The sequence below is a fragment of the Microbacterium sp. 3J1 genome, assembly GCF_001049495.1.
Classification (GTDB): Bacteria; Actinomycetota; Actinomycetes; order Actinomycetales; family Microbacteriaceae; genus Microbacterium.
The window spans coordinates 172,806-191,203 of record NZ_CDWI01000009.1 but is presented as its reverse complement, the minus strand read 5'-3'; the positions used below and the strand labels follow the sequence as shown (position 1 = coordinate 191,203).

The 18,398-nt window shown below is 69.0% G+C and carries 18 protein-coding genes; 4 read left to right on the top strand and 14 right to left on the bottom strand.

Translation table 11 applies throughout. From position 1 onward, the window contains the following. Nucleotides 1-4: 4 nt before the first annotated feature. Nucleotides 5-415: a RidA family protein gene (locus BN2660_RS07470; protein WP_091229475.1), complete on the bottom strand. Its 411-nt coding sequence runs from the start codon at nt 413-415 to the stop codon at nt 5-7. A gap of 74 nt (nt 416-489) precedes the next feature. On the opposite strand from BN2660_RS07470, the gene BN2660_RS07465 reads away from it, so the two are divergent. Then, nucleotides 490-864: a winged helix-turn-helix transcriptional regulator gene (locus BN2660_RS07465; RefSeq protein ID WP_091229472.1), complete on the top strand. Its 375-nt coding sequence runs from the start codon at nt 490-492 to the stop codon at nt 862-864. 41 nt (nt 865-905) lie between these two features. Here BN2660_RS07465 and BN2660_RS07460 read toward each other — a convergent pair whose 3' ends face one another. The 10 genes from BN2660_RS07460 to BN2660_RS07415 all read right to left on the bottom strand — a co-directional run bounded on the left by BN2660_RS07460 (nt 906) and on the right by BN2660_RS07415 (nt 13,314). Next, nucleotides 906-3,419: a LamG-like jellyroll fold domain-containing protein gene (locus tag BN2660_RS07460; RefSeq protein ID WP_091229469.1), complete on the bottom strand. Its 2,514-nt coding sequence runs from the start codon at nt 3,417-3,419 to the stop codon at nt 906-908. A gap of 229 nt (nt 3,420-3,648) precedes the next feature. Then, nucleotides 3,649-4,338 carry a response regulator gene (locus BN2660_RS07455; RefSeq protein ID WP_091229466.1) on the bottom strand — a complete coding sequence of 230 codons (690 nt, stop codon included), beginning with the start codon at nt 4,336-4,338 and terminating at the stop codon, nt 3,649-3,651. Continuing rightward, a complete protein-coding gene (locus tag BN2660_RS07450; RefSeq protein WP_091229464.1) occupies nt 4,335-5,537 on the bottom strand; it encodes a sensor histidine kinase in 1,203 nt (400 codons plus the stop codon). The genes BN2660_RS07455 and BN2660_RS07450 overlap by 4 nt, the downstream gene beginning before the upstream one ends. Continuing rightward, nucleotides 5,534-6,376, bottom strand: a complete 843-nt coding sequence (locus tag BN2660_RS07445; RefSeq protein ID WP_091229461.1) for a hypothetical protein — start codon at nt 6,374-6,376, stop codon at nt 5,534-5,536. Before BN2660_RS07445 ends, BN2660_RS07450 begins: the two co-directional genes overlap by 4 nt. Continuing rightward, complete coding sequence (locus BN2660_RS07440) at nt 6,376-7,305, bottom strand: ATP-binding cassette domain-containing protein (protein ID WP_091229458.1); 930 nt, start codon at nt 7,303-7,305, stop codon at nt 6,376-6,378. Before BN2660_RS07440 ends, BN2660_RS07445 begins: the two co-directional genes overlap by 1 nt. A gap of 197 nt (nt 7,306-7,502) precedes the next feature. Then, nucleotides 7,503-8,498, bottom strand: a complete 996-nt coding sequence (locus tag BN2660_RS07435; RefSeq protein ID WP_091229456.1) for a LacI family DNA-binding transcriptional regulator — start codon at nt 8,496-8,498, stop codon at nt 7,503-7,505. A gap of 58 nt (nt 8,499-8,556) precedes the next feature. After that, nucleotides 8,557-9,987, bottom strand: coding sequence for a GH1 family beta-glucosidase (locus BN2660_RS07430; RefSeq protein ID WP_176697124.1), 1,431 nt, complete (start codon nt 9,985-9,987; stop codon nt 8,557-8,559). A 5-nt stretch (nt 9,988-9,992) separates the two neighbouring features. Next, nucleotides 9,993-10,883, bottom strand: coding sequence for a carbohydrate ABC transporter permease (locus BN2660_RS07425; protein ID WP_091229448.1), 891 nt, complete (start codon nt 10,881-10,883; stop codon nt 9,993-9,995). Continuing rightward, nucleotides 10,880-11,923: a carbohydrate ABC transporter permease gene (locus tag BN2660_RS07420; RefSeq protein WP_091229442.1), complete on the bottom strand. Its 1,044-nt coding sequence runs from the start codon at nt 11,921-11,923 to the stop codon at nt 10,880-10,882. Before BN2660_RS07420 ends, BN2660_RS07425 begins: the two co-directional genes overlap by 4 nt. Before the next feature lie 83 nt (nt 11,924-12,006). After that, on the bottom strand, nt 12,007-13,314 hold the full coding sequence (locus tag BN2660_RS07415) for an ABC transporter substrate-binding protein (RefSeq protein ID WP_091229439.1): 1,308 nt from the start codon (nt 13,312-13,314) through the stop codon (nt 12,007-12,009). A 228-nt stretch (nt 13,315-13,542) separates the two neighbouring features. On the opposite strand from BN2660_RS07415, the gene BN2660_RS07410 reads away from it, so the two are divergent. The 3 genes from BN2660_RS07410 to purQ all read left to right on the top strand — a co-directional run bounded on the left by BN2660_RS07410 (nt 13,543) and on the right by purQ (nt 15,125). Then, nucleotides 13,543-14,073 (top strand): adenine phosphoribosyltransferase, encoded by a 531-nt coding sequence (locus tag BN2660_RS07410; RefSeq protein ID WP_091229435.1) that lies wholly within the window; start codon nt 13,543-13,545, stop codon nt 14,071-14,073. Nucleotides 14,074-14,172: 99 nt separating this feature from the next. Next, the gene (gene purS / locus BN2660_RS07405; protein WP_091229431.1) at nt 14,173-14,421 is read left to right on the top strand and encodes a phosphoribosylformylglycinamidine synthase subunit PurS; all 249 of its coding nucleotides are present in this window, start codon (nt 14,173-14,175) and stop codon (nt 14,419-14,421) included. Next, entirely contained in the window at nt 14,418-15,125 is a 708-nt protein-coding gene (purQ, locus tag BN2660_RS07400; protein WP_091229428.1) for a phosphoribosylformylglycinamidine synthase subunit PurQ, read from the top strand. The genes purS and purQ overlap by 4 nt, the downstream gene beginning before the upstream one ends. A 46-nt stretch (nt 15,126-15,171) precedes the next feature. On the opposite strand, the gene BN2660_RS07395 is transcribed toward purQ, so the two are convergent. From BN2660_RS07395 to BN2660_RS07385, 3 genes are all read right to left on the bottom strand, one after another. Next, nucleotides 15,172-16,308 carry an ROK family transcriptional regulator gene (locus BN2660_RS07395; RefSeq protein WP_176697123.1) on the bottom strand — a complete coding sequence of 379 codons (1,137 nt, stop codon included), beginning with the start codon at nt 16,306-16,308 and terminating at the stop codon, nt 15,172-15,174. 40 nt (nt 16,309-16,348) lie between these two features. After that, nucleotides 16,349-17,461 (bottom strand): ROK family transcriptional regulator, encoded by a 1,113-nt coding sequence (locus BN2660_RS07390; RefSeq protein ID WP_091229419.1) that lies wholly within the window; start codon nt 17,459-17,461, stop codon nt 16,349-16,351. Between the two features lie 82 nt (nt 17,462-17,543). Next, nucleotides 17,544-18,398: a carbohydrate ABC transporter permease gene (locus BN2660_RS07385; protein WP_091229415.1), complete on the bottom strand. Its 855-nt coding sequence runs from the start codon at nt 18,396-18,398 to the stop codon at nt 17,544-17,546.

The window sequence follows — 18,398 nt, the reverse complement described above, 5'->3', positions numbered from 1 at the left end:
CCAGTCAATCGAGTATCGCGTATGCCTCGACCTCGACCAGCACGTCCGGCTCGAAGAGGATCTCGACGCCGATGAGCGAGGCCGGCGGCATGGGCAGCGGCAGGCCGATCTCCGCGGCTACACCCTGCACTCCCGCCATGAACGCCCCCATCTGGTCGGGGTGCCACCGGGTGACGAAGAATCGCAGGCGCACCACGTCGGCGAACGAGGCTCCCGCACCCGCGAGCGCCAGAGCCGTATTGCGCAGCGCCTGCTCGACCTGGCCGGCGAGATCACCGGGTGCGACGGCGTCTCCTTCGGCGGTACGGGCGATCTGCCCTGCGACGTGGATCTGGCGAGAGCCGGAGCCGATCGAGACGTGGTGGTAGGGAACGGGCTGCAGCAGACCGTCGGGGCTGAAGGTGGTGACTGACATGAGCGTCTCTCTTTCCTTTGCGGGATACCCTGTCTACCTGGTATCCAAAGGAAACTTCAACGAGACTAGGTGTCATGCAGGAAACCGAGAACGCACCCGTGATCACCGGCGACCACCGCGAGCTGCTCGACCAGCTGCTCGACAAGTGGTCGCTCCACGTCCTCGACCAGCTCTGCGAGCAGGGTGCACTGCGCTTCAACGAACTCCGGCGCGCGATTCCCACCATCACCCAGAAGTCGCTGACCTCGACCCTCCGTCGACTCGAGCGCAACGGCATGATCGACCGCGTGGTCCTCAGCGACCGCCCCGTAGCCGTCGAGTACCGCATCGCCCCGGTCGGGCACAGTCTGCAGGAACTCATCGACGCGCTCCTGCGGTGGACCACCACGCACCTCCCCGATGTGAGGCTCGCACGCGAACGGTTCGACGCCGAGTTCGAGGAGAAGTAGATCGAGGGGCCCCGCCGACGGCGAGGCCCCTCGAGTGCGGATCAGCCTTCGTTCACGGGCTTGCGCCGGGCCCGCACAGCCGCGAGCGCGGCTCCGAGGAGCAGCAGCAGGGCGCCCACCCCGGCGGCGATGGCCGCCATCACGCCATCGGCACCGGTGTCTGCCAGCCCGTCAGGTCCGGCCGCCGCACCGCCACCGGAGACAGGCGGTTCGCCGCCCGCATCCGGGACAGGGGTGGGCGTCGGCGAGGGCTCGGGCTCCACGGGAGCTGCGACGATCGCGAACTCCACGATGCTGGTGTCAGACGCTCGCGCGCCGAGTGCCTGCGAGAGGGAGAGCCGGTGCGCTCCCGTCGTGAGCCCCTCGGTGACCTCGATCGACCACTCGCCGTTCTCAGCCACGACCGCGGTCGCACCCTCGAGGGCGCGAGCGGAGGCGTCGGCGGCCGGGGCGTTCGCGATGCGCACCTCTGCACCGGGGAAGCCGGTCCCCTCGAAGGTCACCGACTCCACAGGAGCGGTGAGCTCGCCCTCGGGAGCGTCCGTCACCGCGAAGCCCGAGAGGTCGGCGCGCTGAGTGAGCCACTCGGAGGGCGCCGTCGGGCGGTCGATGATGCGCGTCTCGCCGATGCATCCGTGCCAGCCGTTGCGGGCTGCGTCATCGACCCAGTCCGAGCCGAGGATCCACGAGTGACCCTGCTGCCACGCCATTCCGCCGACGTCGTTCGCATTGCGCAGCACCGGGGCGCCGTCGACGTACATCGTGGTCGTCCGCTTCGCAGCGTCGTTCACGACCGCCAGGTGCACCCAGTTGTCGACCATGATCTCGCCCGACCAGTTGACGCGATCGCCCAGCGAGGCGTCGGCGTCGAGGCTCGTCCACTGGAACTCGCGCAGGCTCGAGATGCCGAGGGCGCTGGGCGATGCGGTCCAGTCCCAGCGCGTCTGCGGAACGCCGATCTGCGACCGGTTTCCCGTGCGGGTGAGGAATTTCGACCAGGCGTTGGCCGACGTGCTCCAGTCGGCATCCATCTTCACGAACGTCTCGATCGTGTAGCCGTCACGAAGATCCGCCTCGTTGATCGGGGCATCCGCCGCCGTGGTGAGGTAGCTGAAGCGCGAGCCCGACGAGTTGTCGAAGCACACCGACGCACCGTCGGACGAGAAGGCGTGCGCGTCGCCGGTCTCCACTGTCACGTCGTCCCACACGGCGCCCACTGCGTTCGTGTCGGCAGGATCGACCCGCGTGAGGTCGTTGTCGCCCGCGACGTCCTCGATGACCTCGTCGTCGAGCACGCCCTCGGCACCGTTGAAGCGCCAGTGGGCGAGAGTGCCCTCCGCCTCGACGAAGTCGAGTTCGTTGCCCGGAGGCTCGGTCGAGATCGGGTCAGGACCCTCGAAGCCGTCGAGCAGGATGTCCCGCGCCCGTGCCGAGAGCGACGGCTCGTCGGCGGTGCCCGCGGTGAACTCCGGAGCGAAGCCGGCGAAGCGATCGGCGAAGTCGACGTCCAGCGTGTATCGCTGGTTGGCGCCGTCGAGCAGCGGCTGGTCGTAGCTGGTGAGCGTGTCCTGCGGCTTGAAGACCACCCACGGCGACCCGGTCTCCAACGAGATGGTGTTGTTCGTCAGATCGAACTCGAACAGGCCGAGGTACCCGTTCCCGCCCTCGTACGCCATCTGGTAGTCCATGAGGATCTGGTGCACGTCATGGCCGAAATCGTTCTGCTTGACCTGACGAGTGGCGCCGTGGAAGTGACCGTTGAGGGTCATGAAGATCTGATCGTTGCCCCTGATGAGCTTGTCCCACATGCGCTGGCTGTCTCCGGTCTCGATCGGAGAGACCTGATCGCCCGCGATGTTGATGAGCGCGTGCGAGGTGAGGATGACCGGGACGGTGGGGTGCTGGTCCAGGATGCTCTGCGCCCAGGCGAGGGTGGCATCGGAGGAGTTCCACGAGATGGCCAGGGACATGAACTGCTGCCCCTCGGCCTCGAAGATGTGTGCCTGGCTGAGTCCCGTCGGGTCGGACGCCACGAAAGTCGCCTGCTCAGCGGCGCGAGGGGCGCCGAACCAGCGGTTGAACGGCTCGTTCGCGGCGTCGAGCTGGGTGTCCTGCTTGCCCGCGTCGAGCACATCGTGGTTGCCGGGCAGGATCGAGTACGGCAGATCGGCGTCGTCGAGCTGCTGCATGGCCCGGTCCGCCGCCTCCCACTCGGACTGGACCGTGGCGCGGTCGACGACATCGCCGAGATGCGCGACGAAGGGGATGTTCAGCTCGCCGGCGTGCTCGGTCAGCCAGGTGGTCTGCGTGGAGAAGGGGTCGGTGCCGTAGCGCGGGACGAACTGATCGACCGAGTACCGGGAGTAGAACTGGGTGTCCGGCAGAACGGCGAAGGTGAACCGGGAGGCCTCGGGCTCGGCCGGAGGGGCCGACTCGACGGCGGACGCCGGGGCGACACCCCCGATGAGAAGGCCTGCGACGAGGCCGGTCGAGACCAGGGCGGCGCTGCAGCGTCGCCCTCGGTGGCGCGAGGGGCTGGGGGCGGGGGATGTCACGATTCTCCTTCTGATGGATGCCGGAAGGCGCAGCCACGGAGGCGCGCACGATCGCCACCCTCACCGGGTGCGGCAACGCGCAGGTAACGAGGTGCGCACCGGGAGAAGACCGGAAGGTTTCGCATCGGCCGGATCGAGACGTACGGGAGACGCAGATCTCACCGTCGGAGCAAGCGCGCCCCTTCCGTCCGACGCGCACGAGCGGCATGCCGAGCGCTGGTGCCGGATGTCAGTCGTCGACGCCCACGATTCCGAGTTCGTAGGCGAGGATCACGGCTTGCACACGATTCGGCAGGTCGAGTTTGACGAGGATCCGACCGAAATGCGCCTTGACGGTGGACTCGCTGAGGTGGAGGGCGGCGGCGATCTCGGTGTTCGTCAGGCCACGAGCCACCTGCTCGAAGACATCCCGCTCCCTCTCGGTGAGCGCCGCGAGAGTTCGATCCTCAGCCTCGCGACCGCGGCGTGACAGCTGCGGGAGGGCGATCTCCACGAGCTGTGAGGTGAGACGCGGCGAGATGACCGCGTCCCCCGATGCGATGGTGCGGATGGCGGCGACCAGCTCGGCGGGGCGGGTGTTCTTGAGGAGGAACCCGACGGCTCCCGCCCGGAGAGCCCCGAAGGCGAACTCGTCGAGGTCGTACGTGGTGAGCACGAGCACGCGCGCGCCGGGCAGTCGGGTGCTGAGCTCGCGGGTGGCGTGGATCCCGTCCGTCCCCGGCATGCGGACGTCCATGAGCACGACGTCGGGCGACAGCCGCAGCGCGGCGGAGACAGCGGTCGCGCCGTCTCCGGCTTCGCCGACGACCTCGATGTCGGGTTCTGCCTCGAGGACGAGCCGCAGACCGTATCTGACGAGTTCCTGGTCGTCGGCGATCATCACGCGGATCGGGACGATGGTGGCATCCTGCGCGGTCATCGATCCTCCGTCTGCAGTCGGACGACGATGCGCCACCCTCCGCCGGGTCTCGGGCCGGCGTCCACGGATCCATCGTAGAACGCGGCTCTCTCGCGGATGCCGACGAGACCCCGCCCCGGGTCGAGGGGCGGAGCTGCAGGCGCCGACCGATCCTCGACGACGATCGACACGTCCCGGTCGGTGACCGTTAGACGCACGACGACCTCGCGGACGTCCCGCGCGTGACGCAGGGTGTTCGTCAGCGATTCCTGCACGATCCGGTAGATCGTGAGCCCGACGACGGCCTCCTCATCGAGCGTGCCCGTGCGTTCGAGGCGGACGGGCAGGCCCGCGGCGCGGAACTCCTCGACGAGGGCGGGGATCTGATCGATCCCGGGTCGTGCCGACGAGGACCGCGACGTGTCCTCGCCGCGCACGGCGGTCAGCAGGCGTCGCATCTCGGCGAGTGTTCGACGTCCGGTCTCCGCGACCCGCCCGATCGCTCGCCGGGACTCGTCCGGGCGGGACTCGGCCGTCGCCTGCGCGCCGTCGGCGACGGCGATCATGACGGACAGGCTGTGCGCGATGACGTCGTGCATCTCGCGGGAGATCCTCTCGCGTTCGGCGGCTGCGGCGAGGTCGGCCTCCTGGTCGCGTTCTCGACGCAGCTGCTCCGCTCGTTCCTCGAGCCGGCGCAGTTCGCTGCGACGGTGACCGACGTTGAGACCCAGCAGCGTCGATATCAGCAGAGCTGCGACGATGACGACAGTGATGCTCAGCCAGTCCAGCGGCCATGCATCCATGTCCGCTCGCAGCGCGAGGCCGAGCAGCGGCGGCCCCGTCCGCACCCGGAACGACAGGACGAGCGCGGCGACGACCGAGGAGGCGACGGCGAGCGCGAAGGCGGTCCAGACTCGTCGCGGTCGAGCGATGGTCCCGATGCGAGAGACCGCGACGACGAGGAGAACCGCTTCGAGGCCGGAACCGCCCGCGAACGAGACCGGCAGGAGGACCAGGACGCCGATGAACGACGCGACCGGGTTCCGTCGCACGAGCAGGATCGTCGCGATCCCCCCGACGAACGAGACCGTCAGCGACCACCAAGGGGTGGCCAACGACGACTCGAGCGACAGCCAGCCGAAGGCGACGGAGAGCGCGGTGTAGGCGACGAGAACGAGGATGTCGGATCGTTCGAGGCCGAGGCGCGGATGCCCGGTCACACGTCCCTCGTGCGCAGTGCGATCGCGCCCGCCGCGAGTGCCGTCGCCGCCCACAGACTGGCGATGAGCCACCCCGCACCGACGCTGATGTGACCGCTCCACAGATCGAGGAACGGTCCGCCTTCCGCTCCGATCCTGCTCATCGCGTCACCCGCGTTGCCCAGTTGGACGATGCGCAGAACGCGGGAGAGCAGCCCGTACGGGAGAAGGGAGGTCATCACCGGCAGCAGCAGGGTGGCGAGGAAGACGATTATGGAGCCGACCGTCGTCGAGCGGACGAGCGCTCCGACGCCGACCCCGAACAGCGCGCAGAGCCCGAGGTACATCGCGGAGCTCACGAGCGCGACGAGGACACCCGGAGCCGACAGCGGTGCGTCGAGGCCGAACCGGCCGTAGATCGGGGTGGTGACGGCCCACGACGTGGCCACGGTGACCGCCGCGGTGGCCGACACGGCGACGAACGCGACGGTGGCTTTCGCTCGCAGGACTCGAAGTCGGTCGGGGATCGCGACGAACGTGGGGTGGATCGCGCCCGATGCGTATTCGGTGCCGATCACCATGACACCGAGGATACCGGCGATGATCTGACCGAGAACGACCGTGGGCACCGTGACGTCCGCCATGGTGCGCTCGATCGACGGGACCGACGGAACCCCGGACGACTCGAGCGTGACGCCGAGGAACAGGCTCCCGCCGACTCCGATGAGGAAGATCGCCGCCAGCGCCAGCACGAACGACGGCAGGCTGAGGAGCTTGATCCACTCCGATCGGAGGATGTTCGAGAACGCGGGGCGGCGGGTGCGCGCATCCGCCCGATGCGGGTTCGCGGTCATGGCCATCAGTTCGCTCCTTCGATGTCGGATCGCGCCGATGCGCGGTACTCGGTGTCCTGCGCGGTGAGAGCGAGGTACGCGTTCTCCAGCGACCCTTCGATCGCGGTGATCTCGTACAGCACGATCCCCGCGTCGGCGGCGATGCGAGCGACCTCCTCGGCCGTGAGATCCGAGATCTCCAGCGCCCCGTCCGCCGAGGCCGTCACGGTCGCGTCCGCTCGGGTGATGACGCTCGTCAGCCGTTCGACCTCGCGAGTGCGCACGCGGACAGCGGATGAGGTGGCACGCCCGACGACGTCGGTCAGCGAGCCGTCGGCCAGGATCGTCCCCCGACCGATGACGAGCAGGTGATCGGCGGTCTGAGCCATCTCGGTCATCAGATGCGACGAGAGCAGCACGGTACGTCCCTCCTGCGCGAGTCGACGCAACAGGCCGCGGATCCAGAGGATGCCGTCGGGGTCGAGTCCGTTGACCGGCTCGTCGAGGATGATGGTCTGCGGGTCTCCCAGCAGCGCGGCGGCGATGCCGAGCCTCTGATTCATCCCCAGGGAGAAGCTTCCGACGCGCCGTCCGGCGACCGCGTCGAGACCGGCGAGGTCGATGACCTCCCGCACCCTGGGGGCACGGATGCCGTGCGTCGCCGCGATCGACAGCAGGTGCTTGTACGCGGTGCGGTGCTTGTGCGCCGACCGTGCGTCCAGCAGGACGCCGACCTCGCGGAGCGGAGCCGGGAGATCCGCATACGCGCGCCCGTTGACCTCGGCGGTGCCGGCGGTGGGCCGATCCAATCCGACGATCATCCGCATCGTCGTCGACTTCCCCGCACCGTTCGGGCCGAGGAACCCGGTGACCTTTCCCGGTTCGACGGTGAAGTCGATGCCGTCGACCGCGACCCTCTCGCCATAGTGTTTCGTCAGAGACTGAACTCGAATCATCTCGCGCCTTTCGTTCGCTCCCGACGCTACGGAGCAGACAGGCCCGCGCACATCGGCCTGCGGTCGCGAAAAGCCGCCCACCCCGTACCTGAGTCCACCCCGTCGGGCGGACTTCTCGGCGTGGGGCGGAGGTTTCGGGCTCAGTCGTCCTCCCGACGGGGAGATATCCGCCCGGGCGCCCGGCGCACCCCGATGGGTCAGGTCGAGGCGCGCACCACGAGCTCGGTCGGCAGGATCGTCGTGTGCGCGGTGTCGCGGCCGGCGAGACGCGACAGCAGCACGCCGGCCATGCCCTCGCCCTGCGCGTACATCGGCTGCCGCATCGTCGTCAGCGGCGGGTCGGTGCTGAGCGCGACCGACGAGTCGTCGAATCCGACCAGCGCCACGTCCTCGGGAACCCGGATGCCGGCGGCGCGCAGCGCCGTGAGCGCTCCCCGCGCCATGAGGTCGCTCGCGACGAAGATCGCGTCAGGGCGACCGGCCGCGAGGATGCGACGCGCGGCATCCGCACCGCTGCTCTCGCTGTAGTCGCCCGATTCCTCGGCGAACGGCACGAGCCCTGCATCCGCCAGCGCGCCGCGGAACCCCTGCACACGATCGACGGAGGACACCATGGTGAGCGGGCCGGCGATCGTCGCGATGCGACGGCGTCCCGTCGCGATCAGGTGCTTGGTCGCCGTGCGGGCTCCTTCGACGTTGTCGACGTCGACGACGTAGTCGCCCTCCCGCAGCCGCACCGGGCGACCGCCCCACACCACCGGCACCGCGTCGGCGACCCGGTCGATGAAGGCGTCGCTGGTGTGGTGCGAGACGATGAGCGCCCCGTCGACACCGCCGTTGCGCACGAAGCTCGTCATCTTGTCGCCCGGGTCGTCGCTCGCGATCAGCAGGTTGAGCAGGTAGTCCGATCCCCGCAGCGCCCCGGTGATGCCGGCGACGATCGCCGCGAAGAAGGGATCGCCGAAGAATCGGGTCGTGTCCTCGGGCACGATCAGCGCGATCGCGTGCGTCTGCTTCGACGCGAGCGATCGCGCGGCGCGGTTCGGCACGTAGCTGAGCTCTTCGATGGCCCGCTGCACGGCGGCGAGCGCCTCGGGACTCACCGCCGTCGAGCCGTTCACGACGCGCGAGACGGTCGACCGTGACACCCCGGCGGCCGAGGCCACCTCTTCGATGGTCGCTCGTGACGTCACAGCTCTCCCTCCGTCCGACGACAGCATGGTCGGATGCTCCATCACCGCCGCCCCGGCGTCAGAGAGCGCGAGCGGCGATGATGCGAGCGTACTCCCGACCCGAGTCCTTCAGAGTCCGCTCCTGGGTGTCGTAATCGACGCGGACGATGCCGAACCGCTTGTCGTACCCCCACGCCCACTCGAAGTTGTCGAACAGCGACCAGTAGAAGTAGCCGCGCACATCGACCCCGGCATCCGCCGCATCGAGCACCGCCTCGAGGTGCAGACGCAGGAACTCGGTGCGGTCCTCGTCGTGCACCCGCGTCTCGCCGTCTTCGACGACCGCGACGTCGTCGTACGCGGCGCCGTTCTCGGTCATGTAGAGCACGGTGCCCGCGGGCTCGGCGTACTCGCTCCACACTCGCTGCAGCAGCCGGGTCAGCCCCTCCGGCTGCACCTCCCAGTTCTGCGCCGTGCGCGCAAGACCCCGCTCCACGGGATGGATGCCGTCGTGCGACGGGTACGGGCTGCGCGTCGGGCGAGCGGTCGCCGGCCCTCCGCTGACCGCCTCCGCGACCGGAGCCGTGCCCGAGACGAGGTCGCCGTGGTAGTAGTTGACGCCCTGCGTGTCGATCGGCTGGGAGATCGCGTCGAGGTCGCCGTCGTGCACAGCATCCGCGAATCTGGCCACGGCGTCGGCATCCACCGCCCTGATGTCCCTGATGATGTCCGCCGGGTACGCCCCGCGGTAGATCGGGTCGAGGAACCACCGGTTGAACTGTCCGTCCACCCGGCGCGCGGCGTCGAGGTCGAGCGGGTTCGTCGGGTCGGCGGGGTCGGCCACGGTGTGGTTCAGCGTGATGCCGAGGTTGAGGCTCGCGTCCCTCCCGCGCAGCTCGCGCACCGTCTCGCCGTGCGCGAGCAGCAGGTGATGCGAGGCGAGAAGACCCTCGGCGATGCTCGTATGGCCCGGGGCGTGCTCGCCTCCCGTATACGAGAGGAACGACGAGCACCACGGCTCGTTGAGCGTCGTCCACACGTTCACCCGGTCGCCCAGGGCGTCGTGCATGGTGCCCGCATACTCGAGGAACCGGCTCACCGTGTCGCGGTTCGTCCAGCCGCCGGTCTCCTGCAGCGCCTGCGGCATGTCCCAGTGATAGAGGGTGAGCCACGGCAGGATGTCGTTCGCGAGCAGCTCGTCGACCAGTCGCTTGTAGAAGTCGACGCCCTTCGCGTTGACCTCGCCGCCGTCGGGGCGCACGCGCGACCACGACGTCGAGAAGCGGTAGGTCTGCAGGCCGAGCTCCTTCATGAGCGCCACGTCCTGCGGGTAGCGGTGGTAGTGGTCGCACGCGACGTCGCCGTCGTCCCCTCCGATGACCGCTCCGGGCACTCGACAGAAGGCGTCCCAGATCGACGCGGTGCGCCCGTCTTCGAAGGCCGCCCCCTCGATCTGGTACGCCGCTGTCGCGGCGCCGAACAGGAAGTTCTCGGGGAAGGCGCGGGTCATACGGGTCATCCTTTCACCGCGCCCGCCATGATGCCACTGACCAGCTGCCGGCCCGCCACCACGAAGAGGACGAGCAGCGGGAGGGTCGCGAGCACCGCGCCGGCGAGCACGATCGAGTAGTCGATGTAGTAGCCCGACTGCAGCTGGCTGAGCGCCGTCTGCAGGGTCGGGTTCTGGGGGGAGAGCACGATCAGCGGCCACAGGTAGTCGGTCCACGCGGTCATGAACGTGAACAGCCCGAGGATCGCCATCGCGGGCCGCGCCGCCGGGAGGCCGACGGTGAGGAAGGTGCGGAACTGGTTGGCGCCGTCCATGCGCGCCGCCTCGATCAGCTCGTCGGGGATGACGTCGACGAGGTACTGCCGCATGAAGAAGACACCGAACGCGGTGACGAGCGTCGGCACGATGACCGCACCGATCGTGCCGGTCCAGCCGAGTTCGCGCATGACCATGAACAGCGGGATGATGCCGAGCTGCGTCGGGATCGCCATGGTCGCGATCACGAAGATCATGAGCCCGTCGCGTCCCTTGAAGCGCAGCTTCGCGAAGGCGTAGCCGGCGAGCGTCGAGAACGTCACGACCGAGATCGTGATGATGCCCGAGATCAGGAACGAGTTGCCGAGAGCCAGCCAGAACGGGATGGCGTCGAACACCTTCGCGGCATTCGCGAAGAAGTTGCCCCCGGGGATCAGCGGCAGGGTCTCGCCGCGGGTCGCGTTCGTGCCGCTCGCCACGACGATCGACCACCACAGCGGATACACGCTGCCGATGATGAACGCGGCGAGCAGGCCGTAGGTGAGGAACCCGGGCCGGCTGCCGATGCCGGCGGTGCCGGATGACGTTTCGCGCCGGCGGCGGATCTTCTCGGGCACGCTGAGTGCCTGGGTGGCGGTCATCGTGCGTCCTCCGTGAGGGTCGAGCGATCGCGGCGGCGCGCGGCGCGGTTCCTGCGGTCGTCTCCGGTGGAGATCCTGCGGGAGATGAGGAAGTTGATCAGGCCGAACGCGACGATGAGGAGGAACAGCAGGATCGCCACCGCGGATGCCTTGCCCAGGTCGAGGCGGAAGAAGGCGAGCTCCCAGAGGAAGAGCACCGTCGTCTGGAACTGCCGGTCGCTGCCGCCGATGCCACCCGCGGTGGAGACGTCGAAGAGCCGCGGCTCGGCGAAGATCTGCAGTCCGCCGATCGTCGAGGTGATGATCACGAAGATCAGGGTCGGGCGGATCGTCGGGATGGTGATCGAGAAGAAGCGACGAGCAGACCCCGCGCCGTCGAGAGCGGCGGATTCGTAGAGGTCGCGCGGCACCGACTGCATGGCCGCGAGCAGGATCAGGGCGTTGTAGCCGGTCCAGCGGAAGTTGACCATGACCGCGATCGCGATGTGCGACAGCGCCGTGTCCGTCTTCCACTGCTGGTCGGCGATGCCGACGAGGTTGAGCAGGTTGTTCGCCAGGCCGTCGGCCTCGTTGAAGATGCTGGAGAAGATGATCGCGACCGCGACGGGGGTCACGACGAAGGGGATGAGCACGCTCATCCGCCAGAACGTGGGCGTGCGCAGTCCCCGGTCGAGCAGGTACGCGATGAACAGCGCGACGGCGAGCTGAGGGATCGCCGACAGCAGGAAGATGCTGACGGTGTTGAAGATGGAGTTCCAGAACATCGCATCGGCGAGCACCTCACCGAAGTTGCCCAGGCCGACGAAGTCGCCTTCGCCCTTCAGCAGATCCCACTCGTGGACCGCCACCCAGACGGTGTAGAGCAGCGGGAACAGGCCGACGAGCCCGAAGAGGAGGAAGAACGGCGAGATGTAGAAGTACGGCGAGGCGTGCTGGTCGAACCGCGAGATGCCGTGACGCCAGGGCCGCTTCGGCGGAGAGTCCGGCAGCGGGGCGGATGCCGCGCTCTGGGCATCGGCCCGAGGGGCGGTGAGAGTCATGAGGGTTCCTTCGTGAGAGGAGGTGCTTCGACAGGCTCAGCAACCCAAGAGGGTCCCTGAGCCTGTCGAAGGGCCGAGGTGGGTCAGTCGACCAACTGGTTCAGCAGGTCGATCGCCTTGTCCCAGGAGCCCTGGGTGTCCACCTCACCGAGGTCGAGGCTCCGCAGTGCCGGGCCGAACACGTTCTCCTGGATGACGGAGTCCTGCGGTCCCTTGAACTGCGCCTCGACGCCCTTGGCGCGCTCGGCCAGGATCGCTCCGGTGGGCGCGTCGTTGAAGAACGCGTTCGGCGTCGCCTCCTCGGCGAGCGTCTCCTGCGCCTTCACGGTGGAGGGGAAGTTGCCGGCGGCGGCCGACTGCTTCACCTGCTGCTCGGGCTGGGTGAGCCAGTCGGCGAGCTCGGCTGCCGCCTCCTGGTGCTGAGAGGTCTCCGGGATCGACAGCCACGCGCCACCCCAGTTGGCCGCACCTCCCGGGAACACGTCCGCGAAGTCCCAGCCCGTCGCGGCGTCGCCGCCACCGGTCTCGACCTGTCCCTGCAGGACGCCGAGCATCCAGCCCGGGCAGACGAACGTCGCGAACGTGCCGTCGACGAACGACTTGCCGCCGTTCCAGTCCCACGCCTTCTGCGCGGCGGACTGTCCGCCCTCGGTCGCCCCGCCCAGCAGCGCGAAGCGCTCCTCGAGCTCGGCATTGCCCTCGACGTTCAGCTCGCCGTCAGCGGTGTAGTACCCCTCGTCGAGCTGGTTCACCATCGCGTTCCACACGAACCCCGAGTGGTCGTACCAGGCCTTGCCCGTCTTGTCGGTGTACTCCTGGCCGACGGCGAAGTAGTTCTCCCAGTCGCCGTCGAGGAGCTCCGCGACGCCCTCGCGATCGCTGGGCAGCCCCGCGGCCTCGAGCGCGGGACCGTTGTAGCAGATGCCGCTCGGACCGATGTCGGTGCCGTAGCCGATCACGCGGCCGTCGGCGTCGGTCGCCTGGTCGTACTTCCACTCCAGCCAGTCGCCCTTGCGGTCCTCGATGCCGTGGTCGCGCAGGTCGATGAACGTGTCGGACACGTCCATGACCGCGCCCAGCCAGCCCTCCTCGATCGCGACGACGTCGCTGAGGCCCGAGCCTGCGGCGATCTTCGTGAAGGCATCGGTGCGGGCGTTGCCGCCGGTATCGATGTTGGTCGCCTCGATCGTCACGTTCGGGTGCGACTCCTCGTATTCGGTGTAGAGGTCGTCGTAGCCGAAGGTGCCGAACGTGGTGACGGTCAGCGTGATCTTCTCGTCGCCTCCCTCAACGTCGCCTGAGCCGCTGGCGGCGCAGCCGGCGAGGGCGAGGGCTCCGACGGATGCCACCGCTGTCGCGGTCAGGATCCGGGTGCGGGCACGTGTGTTCACAGTTCACTCCTTTGTGGTGGGTCGTGCAGTGGTGGTGCGGTGCTTCGGGATGCGTGGGAGCGCTCCCACGCATTGATGAGCGACTCTATGGGAGCGCTCCCACGAAGTCAAGCACCAATGGCGGCGGGCGTGATTCAGCACGGATCGGCCGATACGGGCAGAATCGGGCCCATTCCGGCCGATCGCGACGTTTTTTGCTGAGTTGTGCACGCCGCGTACCCTTGACCGGTGCCCGACACCGAACTCTCGCCTGCCCTCGTCCGCGCCGCATCGCTGATCCGCAGCATCCCGGACTACCCCGAGCCGGGCATCATCTTCCGCGACATCACCCCGCTGCTTGCCGACGCCGAGGCCCTGAAGGCGACGACCGACGCGATCATCGAGCCGTTCGCCGGGCAGTTCGACGTCGTTGCGGGCATCGAGGCGCGGGGCTTCATCCTCGCGGGGGCGGCCGCGATCGCCGCGGGCGTGGGCCTCATCCCGATCCGCAAGGCCGGCAAGCTGCCCCGACCGGCCGCCTCCGTCGATTACGCCCTCGAGTACGGGACGGCGACGATCGAGATGCACGACGACCTGCCCGAAGGGTCTCGCGTGCTGCTGATCGACGACGTCCTCGCCACCGGCGGCACGCTCGCCGCCGGACGCGAACTCGTCGAGCGACTCGGCAGCCACGTCGTGGGCATCTCGGTGCTCTTCGAGATCGACGGGCTCGGCGGCCGCGAGGCCGTCGGCGACCTGCACACCGTCTTCCACGCCTGACCCGCGCCACCCGCGCCGCCCCGCGCCACCCGCGAGAGCACCTCACCGGGGGACGGTAGACTGGTCGCGCCCGTCCGCCCGCGACTCCTGGAGCCGTTCATGCCCACCATCGTCGTCGACGTCATGCCCAAGCCCGAACTGCTCGACCCGCAGGGGAAGGCCGTGTCCGGCGCCTTCTCGCGTCTGGGCGTCGAGGGCTTCTCGGACGTCCGCATCGGCAAGCGCTTCGAGCTCACCGTCGAGGGCGATGTCACCGACGAGCTCCTCGCCGAGGCACGCCGCATCGCCGACGAGGTGCTCTCCAACTCCGTGATCGAGGACGTCGTGGGCATCGAGGTCGCTGAGTGAGCGTCCGCATCGGCGTCATCACCTTCCCGGGCTCGCTCGACGACCGCGACGCGCAGCGCGCGGTCCGCATCGCCGGCGCCGAGCCCGTCGCCCTGTGGCACGGGTCGCACGATCTCGAGGGCGTGGACGCACTGGTCCTCCCCGGCGGGTTCAGCTACGGCGACTACCTGCGTGCCGGAGCGATCGCGGCCCTCTCGCCGATCATGTCCGAGGTCAAGGACGCCGCCGCCAAGGGCATGCCGATCCTCGGCATCTGCAACGGCTTCCAGATGCTCGTCGAGGCGCACCTGCTGCCCGGCGGCCTCATCCGCAACGACCACCAGCACTTCGTCCGTCGCGATCAGCGACTCACGGTGGAGAACTCGGACACCGCCTGGACCAACCGGTTCCGCACGGGCCAGGAGATCGTCATCCCGCTGAAGAACGCGGACGGCGGCTACATCGCCGATGAGGAGACGCTCGACCGTCTCGAGGGCGAGGGCCTCGTGGCCTTCCGCTACGCGGGCGTCAACCCGAACGGCTCGCTGCGCGACATCGCCGGCCTCACCAACGAGGCGGGCAACGTCGTCGGGCTCATGCCGCACCCCGAGCACGCCACCGAGGCCGGCTTCGGCCCCGACACGGCGGCCGCCATGCGCTCGGGCGTCGACGGGATCGACTTCTTCACGAGCGCGGTCTCCGCGGTCGTCCGCGTCGCCGCGTAGACATTCGCGGCAGCGGATGCCGGCGCCACCGGCATCCGTCTCGGGATCAGCGGATGCCGAGCTCCTCGGCGACCACGAGTGCGGTGCCGCCGAGCAGCACGATGTCGTCGCCGCGCACCGCGACGCGGATCTCGACGTCGTCCGTGATGATGGCCAGCGCCTCGCGTGCGATCGCGGCCCTCGTCTCTTCGAGGAACACTCCTCCGACGACGTCGAGGGGCCCTGACAGGACAACCTGCTCGAGGCCCAGCGCCGCGACGACGGGGGTGAGGACGCGCCCGAGCGCGTGTCCGGCGCGGGTCAGGATCTCCTGAGGCTGCGCCCCGGGCTCCGCGAGACGCTTTCGGATGTAGGGTACGGCGGCGACGACCTCGAGGCATCCGCGTCGTCCGCACCGGCACACCTCGCCGCTCTCGTCGACGAGCACATGCCCGATCTCGCCGGCTGTGAACCGATCACCGGTGACGAGCGTGCCTCCGACGATCACGCCGCTTCCGATCCCCTGGCCGATCCGCACCAGCGCGAGGTTGTCGACACCGGGCTGTCCGTACGTGCGCGCCGCGAGGGCTGCGGCGTTCGCGTCGTTCGCCACGTGCACGGGTACCGGCACGACGGCCGAGATGGCCGCGGCGACGTCGAGGTCGTGCCACTCGAACGCCACGGCCTCGCGCACGACTCCGTCGTCGTTGACGACGCCCGGCGACCCGACGCCGACCCCGAGCACGCGCACCGTGGAGCGCTTGACGAGCGCAGACGCCAGTGCGCACACCTTGGTCAGGAGAGCGGCGCCCCGGGCCCCGTCGGTCGGCACGCTCGTCGAGTGGACGACCTCGCCGTCGAGGTTCATGATGGCGCCGCTCAGCTCGGCGTAAGCAGAGAGGTCGAGGGTGACGACGTGGTACGCGTCGGGGTTCAGGGCGATGAGCGTGCTCGGCTTGCCGACCCTGCCCTCCGGGCTCGGGCCGCTCTCGCGCACCAGTCCTTCCGCCGTGAGATCGTCGACGATGCGCGACACGCTCACGCGCGTGAGGCCGGTCGCCCTGGCGAGGTCGGCCCGACTCTTCGCCTCGCTGCGGAAGAGCGTCCGCAGGATCAGCGAGCGGTTCACCTGCCGGGTGTGCTCGGGCAGCGCCTTCGTCGCCCCGCGGCTCGCCACGATCGCATCCGCCTTCTTCGAGGCCATCAGCTGCCCTCCCGCCCTGCGGGGCGTCTGCCGCCGGCCATCACGAGATGCCCAGCTCTGCCGAGAGCACCGCGACCACGGGGCCCTGCAGGGCGAGAAGCCCTCCGTCCGATCCGATGTCGACGCCGATCTGACTGGTCGTCGCCGGAAAGGTCCGGTCGGTGAGGTGCCGCCGCGTGCGTCCGGCGAAGTCGTCGTCGAGGATGTCTTGCGGCCCGACCAGCACGACGCGGGTGGCGCCGAGCAGCGAGACGATCGGTGCGAGTGCGGCGGCGAGCGCCTCCGCAGCGTCGTCCATGACGGCATCCCGGTGCTCGCCGTCGTCGAGGCGCCGTCGCACCTGCGGAACAGCGACGATCGAGTCGAGGCATCCGTTCCGTCCGCAGAGGCACTCCGTCTCGCGACGCGGATCCACGACGACGTGACCGATCTCACCCGCCGCGAAGTCGACTCCGTCGACGAGCGTCTCCCCCACGATGAGTCCCGCCCCGGCGCCGCGTTGGATCGTGACGATCAGGATGCTGCGGCCGTCGTTCTCGCGGAAGGTGTGCACCGCGAGGGCCATCCCGTTCGCATCGTTGACGACGTGCACGGGGATGCCGAATCGGTCGGCCAGGGGCCCGCGGAGATCGGCGTCGAACCAGCCGAGATGCGGGGCGTAGCGCACGACTCCGGCGCGATCGACCATCCCGGGGCTGCCGACGCCGATGCCCAGCACGGGCGCCGGTGCGACGGCGAGCAGCTCCTCGGCGAGCTCCATGGCGCGCTCGATGGCCGCGTCGCCGCGCTCGGTGAGCACCTCGGTCTCGCGCTGATGCGAGACCTCCCCGCGGAGGTTCATCACCGCTCCGCGGAAGGACAGGGCGTCGGAGAGGTCGAGGCTGATGATCGATCGCGAATCCTCGTCGAGGGCGACGAGCGTGGCCGGCTTGCCGACGCGCCCGCCGCCGACATGCCCTGCCTCCACGAGGATGCCCTGGTCGATGAGTTCCCCGACGATCGTCGACACCGTGACCTTGTTCAGCCCCGATCCGCGCGCGATGTCCGCCCGACTGCGTGGCCCTTCGTGGAAGAGGGTCTGCAGCAGCATCGCCCGATTGCGCACGCGGTTGTGCTCGGGGAGCGCCTTGGTCGTGATGCGGAGATCGGCCACAGCCCATTGTCCCCCGCCGGGGCTCGTCGTCGAGGACGATTCCCGCGCGGGGTCATCGAGGGCAGGGTCGGGCGCCGCCACCTCAGCCCTTGACGGCGCCGGCCGACATGCCGGTGACGAGGTTGCGCTGGATGATCATGAAGAACACCACCACCGGGAGCGAGAACAGCGTGGCGGCAGCCATCTGTCCCCCGTAGTCGGTGCCCATGTCGCCGCCGACCGAGACGGTGAACGAGTTCAGCCACACCGGCAGCGTGTAGCTCGCCTGGTCCTTCATGAACGTGAACGCGACGATGTAGTCGTTCCACGCCGCGATGAACGCGAAGACGCTGCTCGAGATGATGCCCGGCATGACGAGCGGGAACAGCACCTTGGTGAGCACCTGCCAGGTCGAGGCGCCGTCGATGCGGGCGGCTTCGTCGATCTCGATCGGGATGGCGAGGAAGAACCCGCGCATGACCCAGATCGAGAACGGGAGAACGCTCGCGACGTACGCGAAGATGAGGCCCCAGTAGGTGCCGAGGAGTCCCATCGAATTGAAGATGAGGAACTGGGGGATCAGCAGCGCCGTGCCCGGCAGCATCTGGACGATGAGGATCAGGACGAGGATCGGCCGACGTCCGCGGAAGCGGAACCTCGACAGTGCGGCCGCGGCGAAGATCCCCAGCACGATGGCGAAGATCACCGCTCCTGCGACCACGATCACCGAGTTCTGCAGATAGACGAGGAACTGCCCGGAGCCGATCGCGGTGAAGAAGTTGTCGAGGGTCGGCGACTCGGGAAAGAAGTGCGGCGTGCTGCTGAGCATCTCCGAGCGCGGTTTGAACGCGGTGTTGACCATCCAGTAGACGGGGAACGCCCACACGATGCAGAACAGGATCGCGATGCTGCTGCTCACCCAGGGGAGCCGACGCAGCCGGCGTGTGCGAGTGGTCAT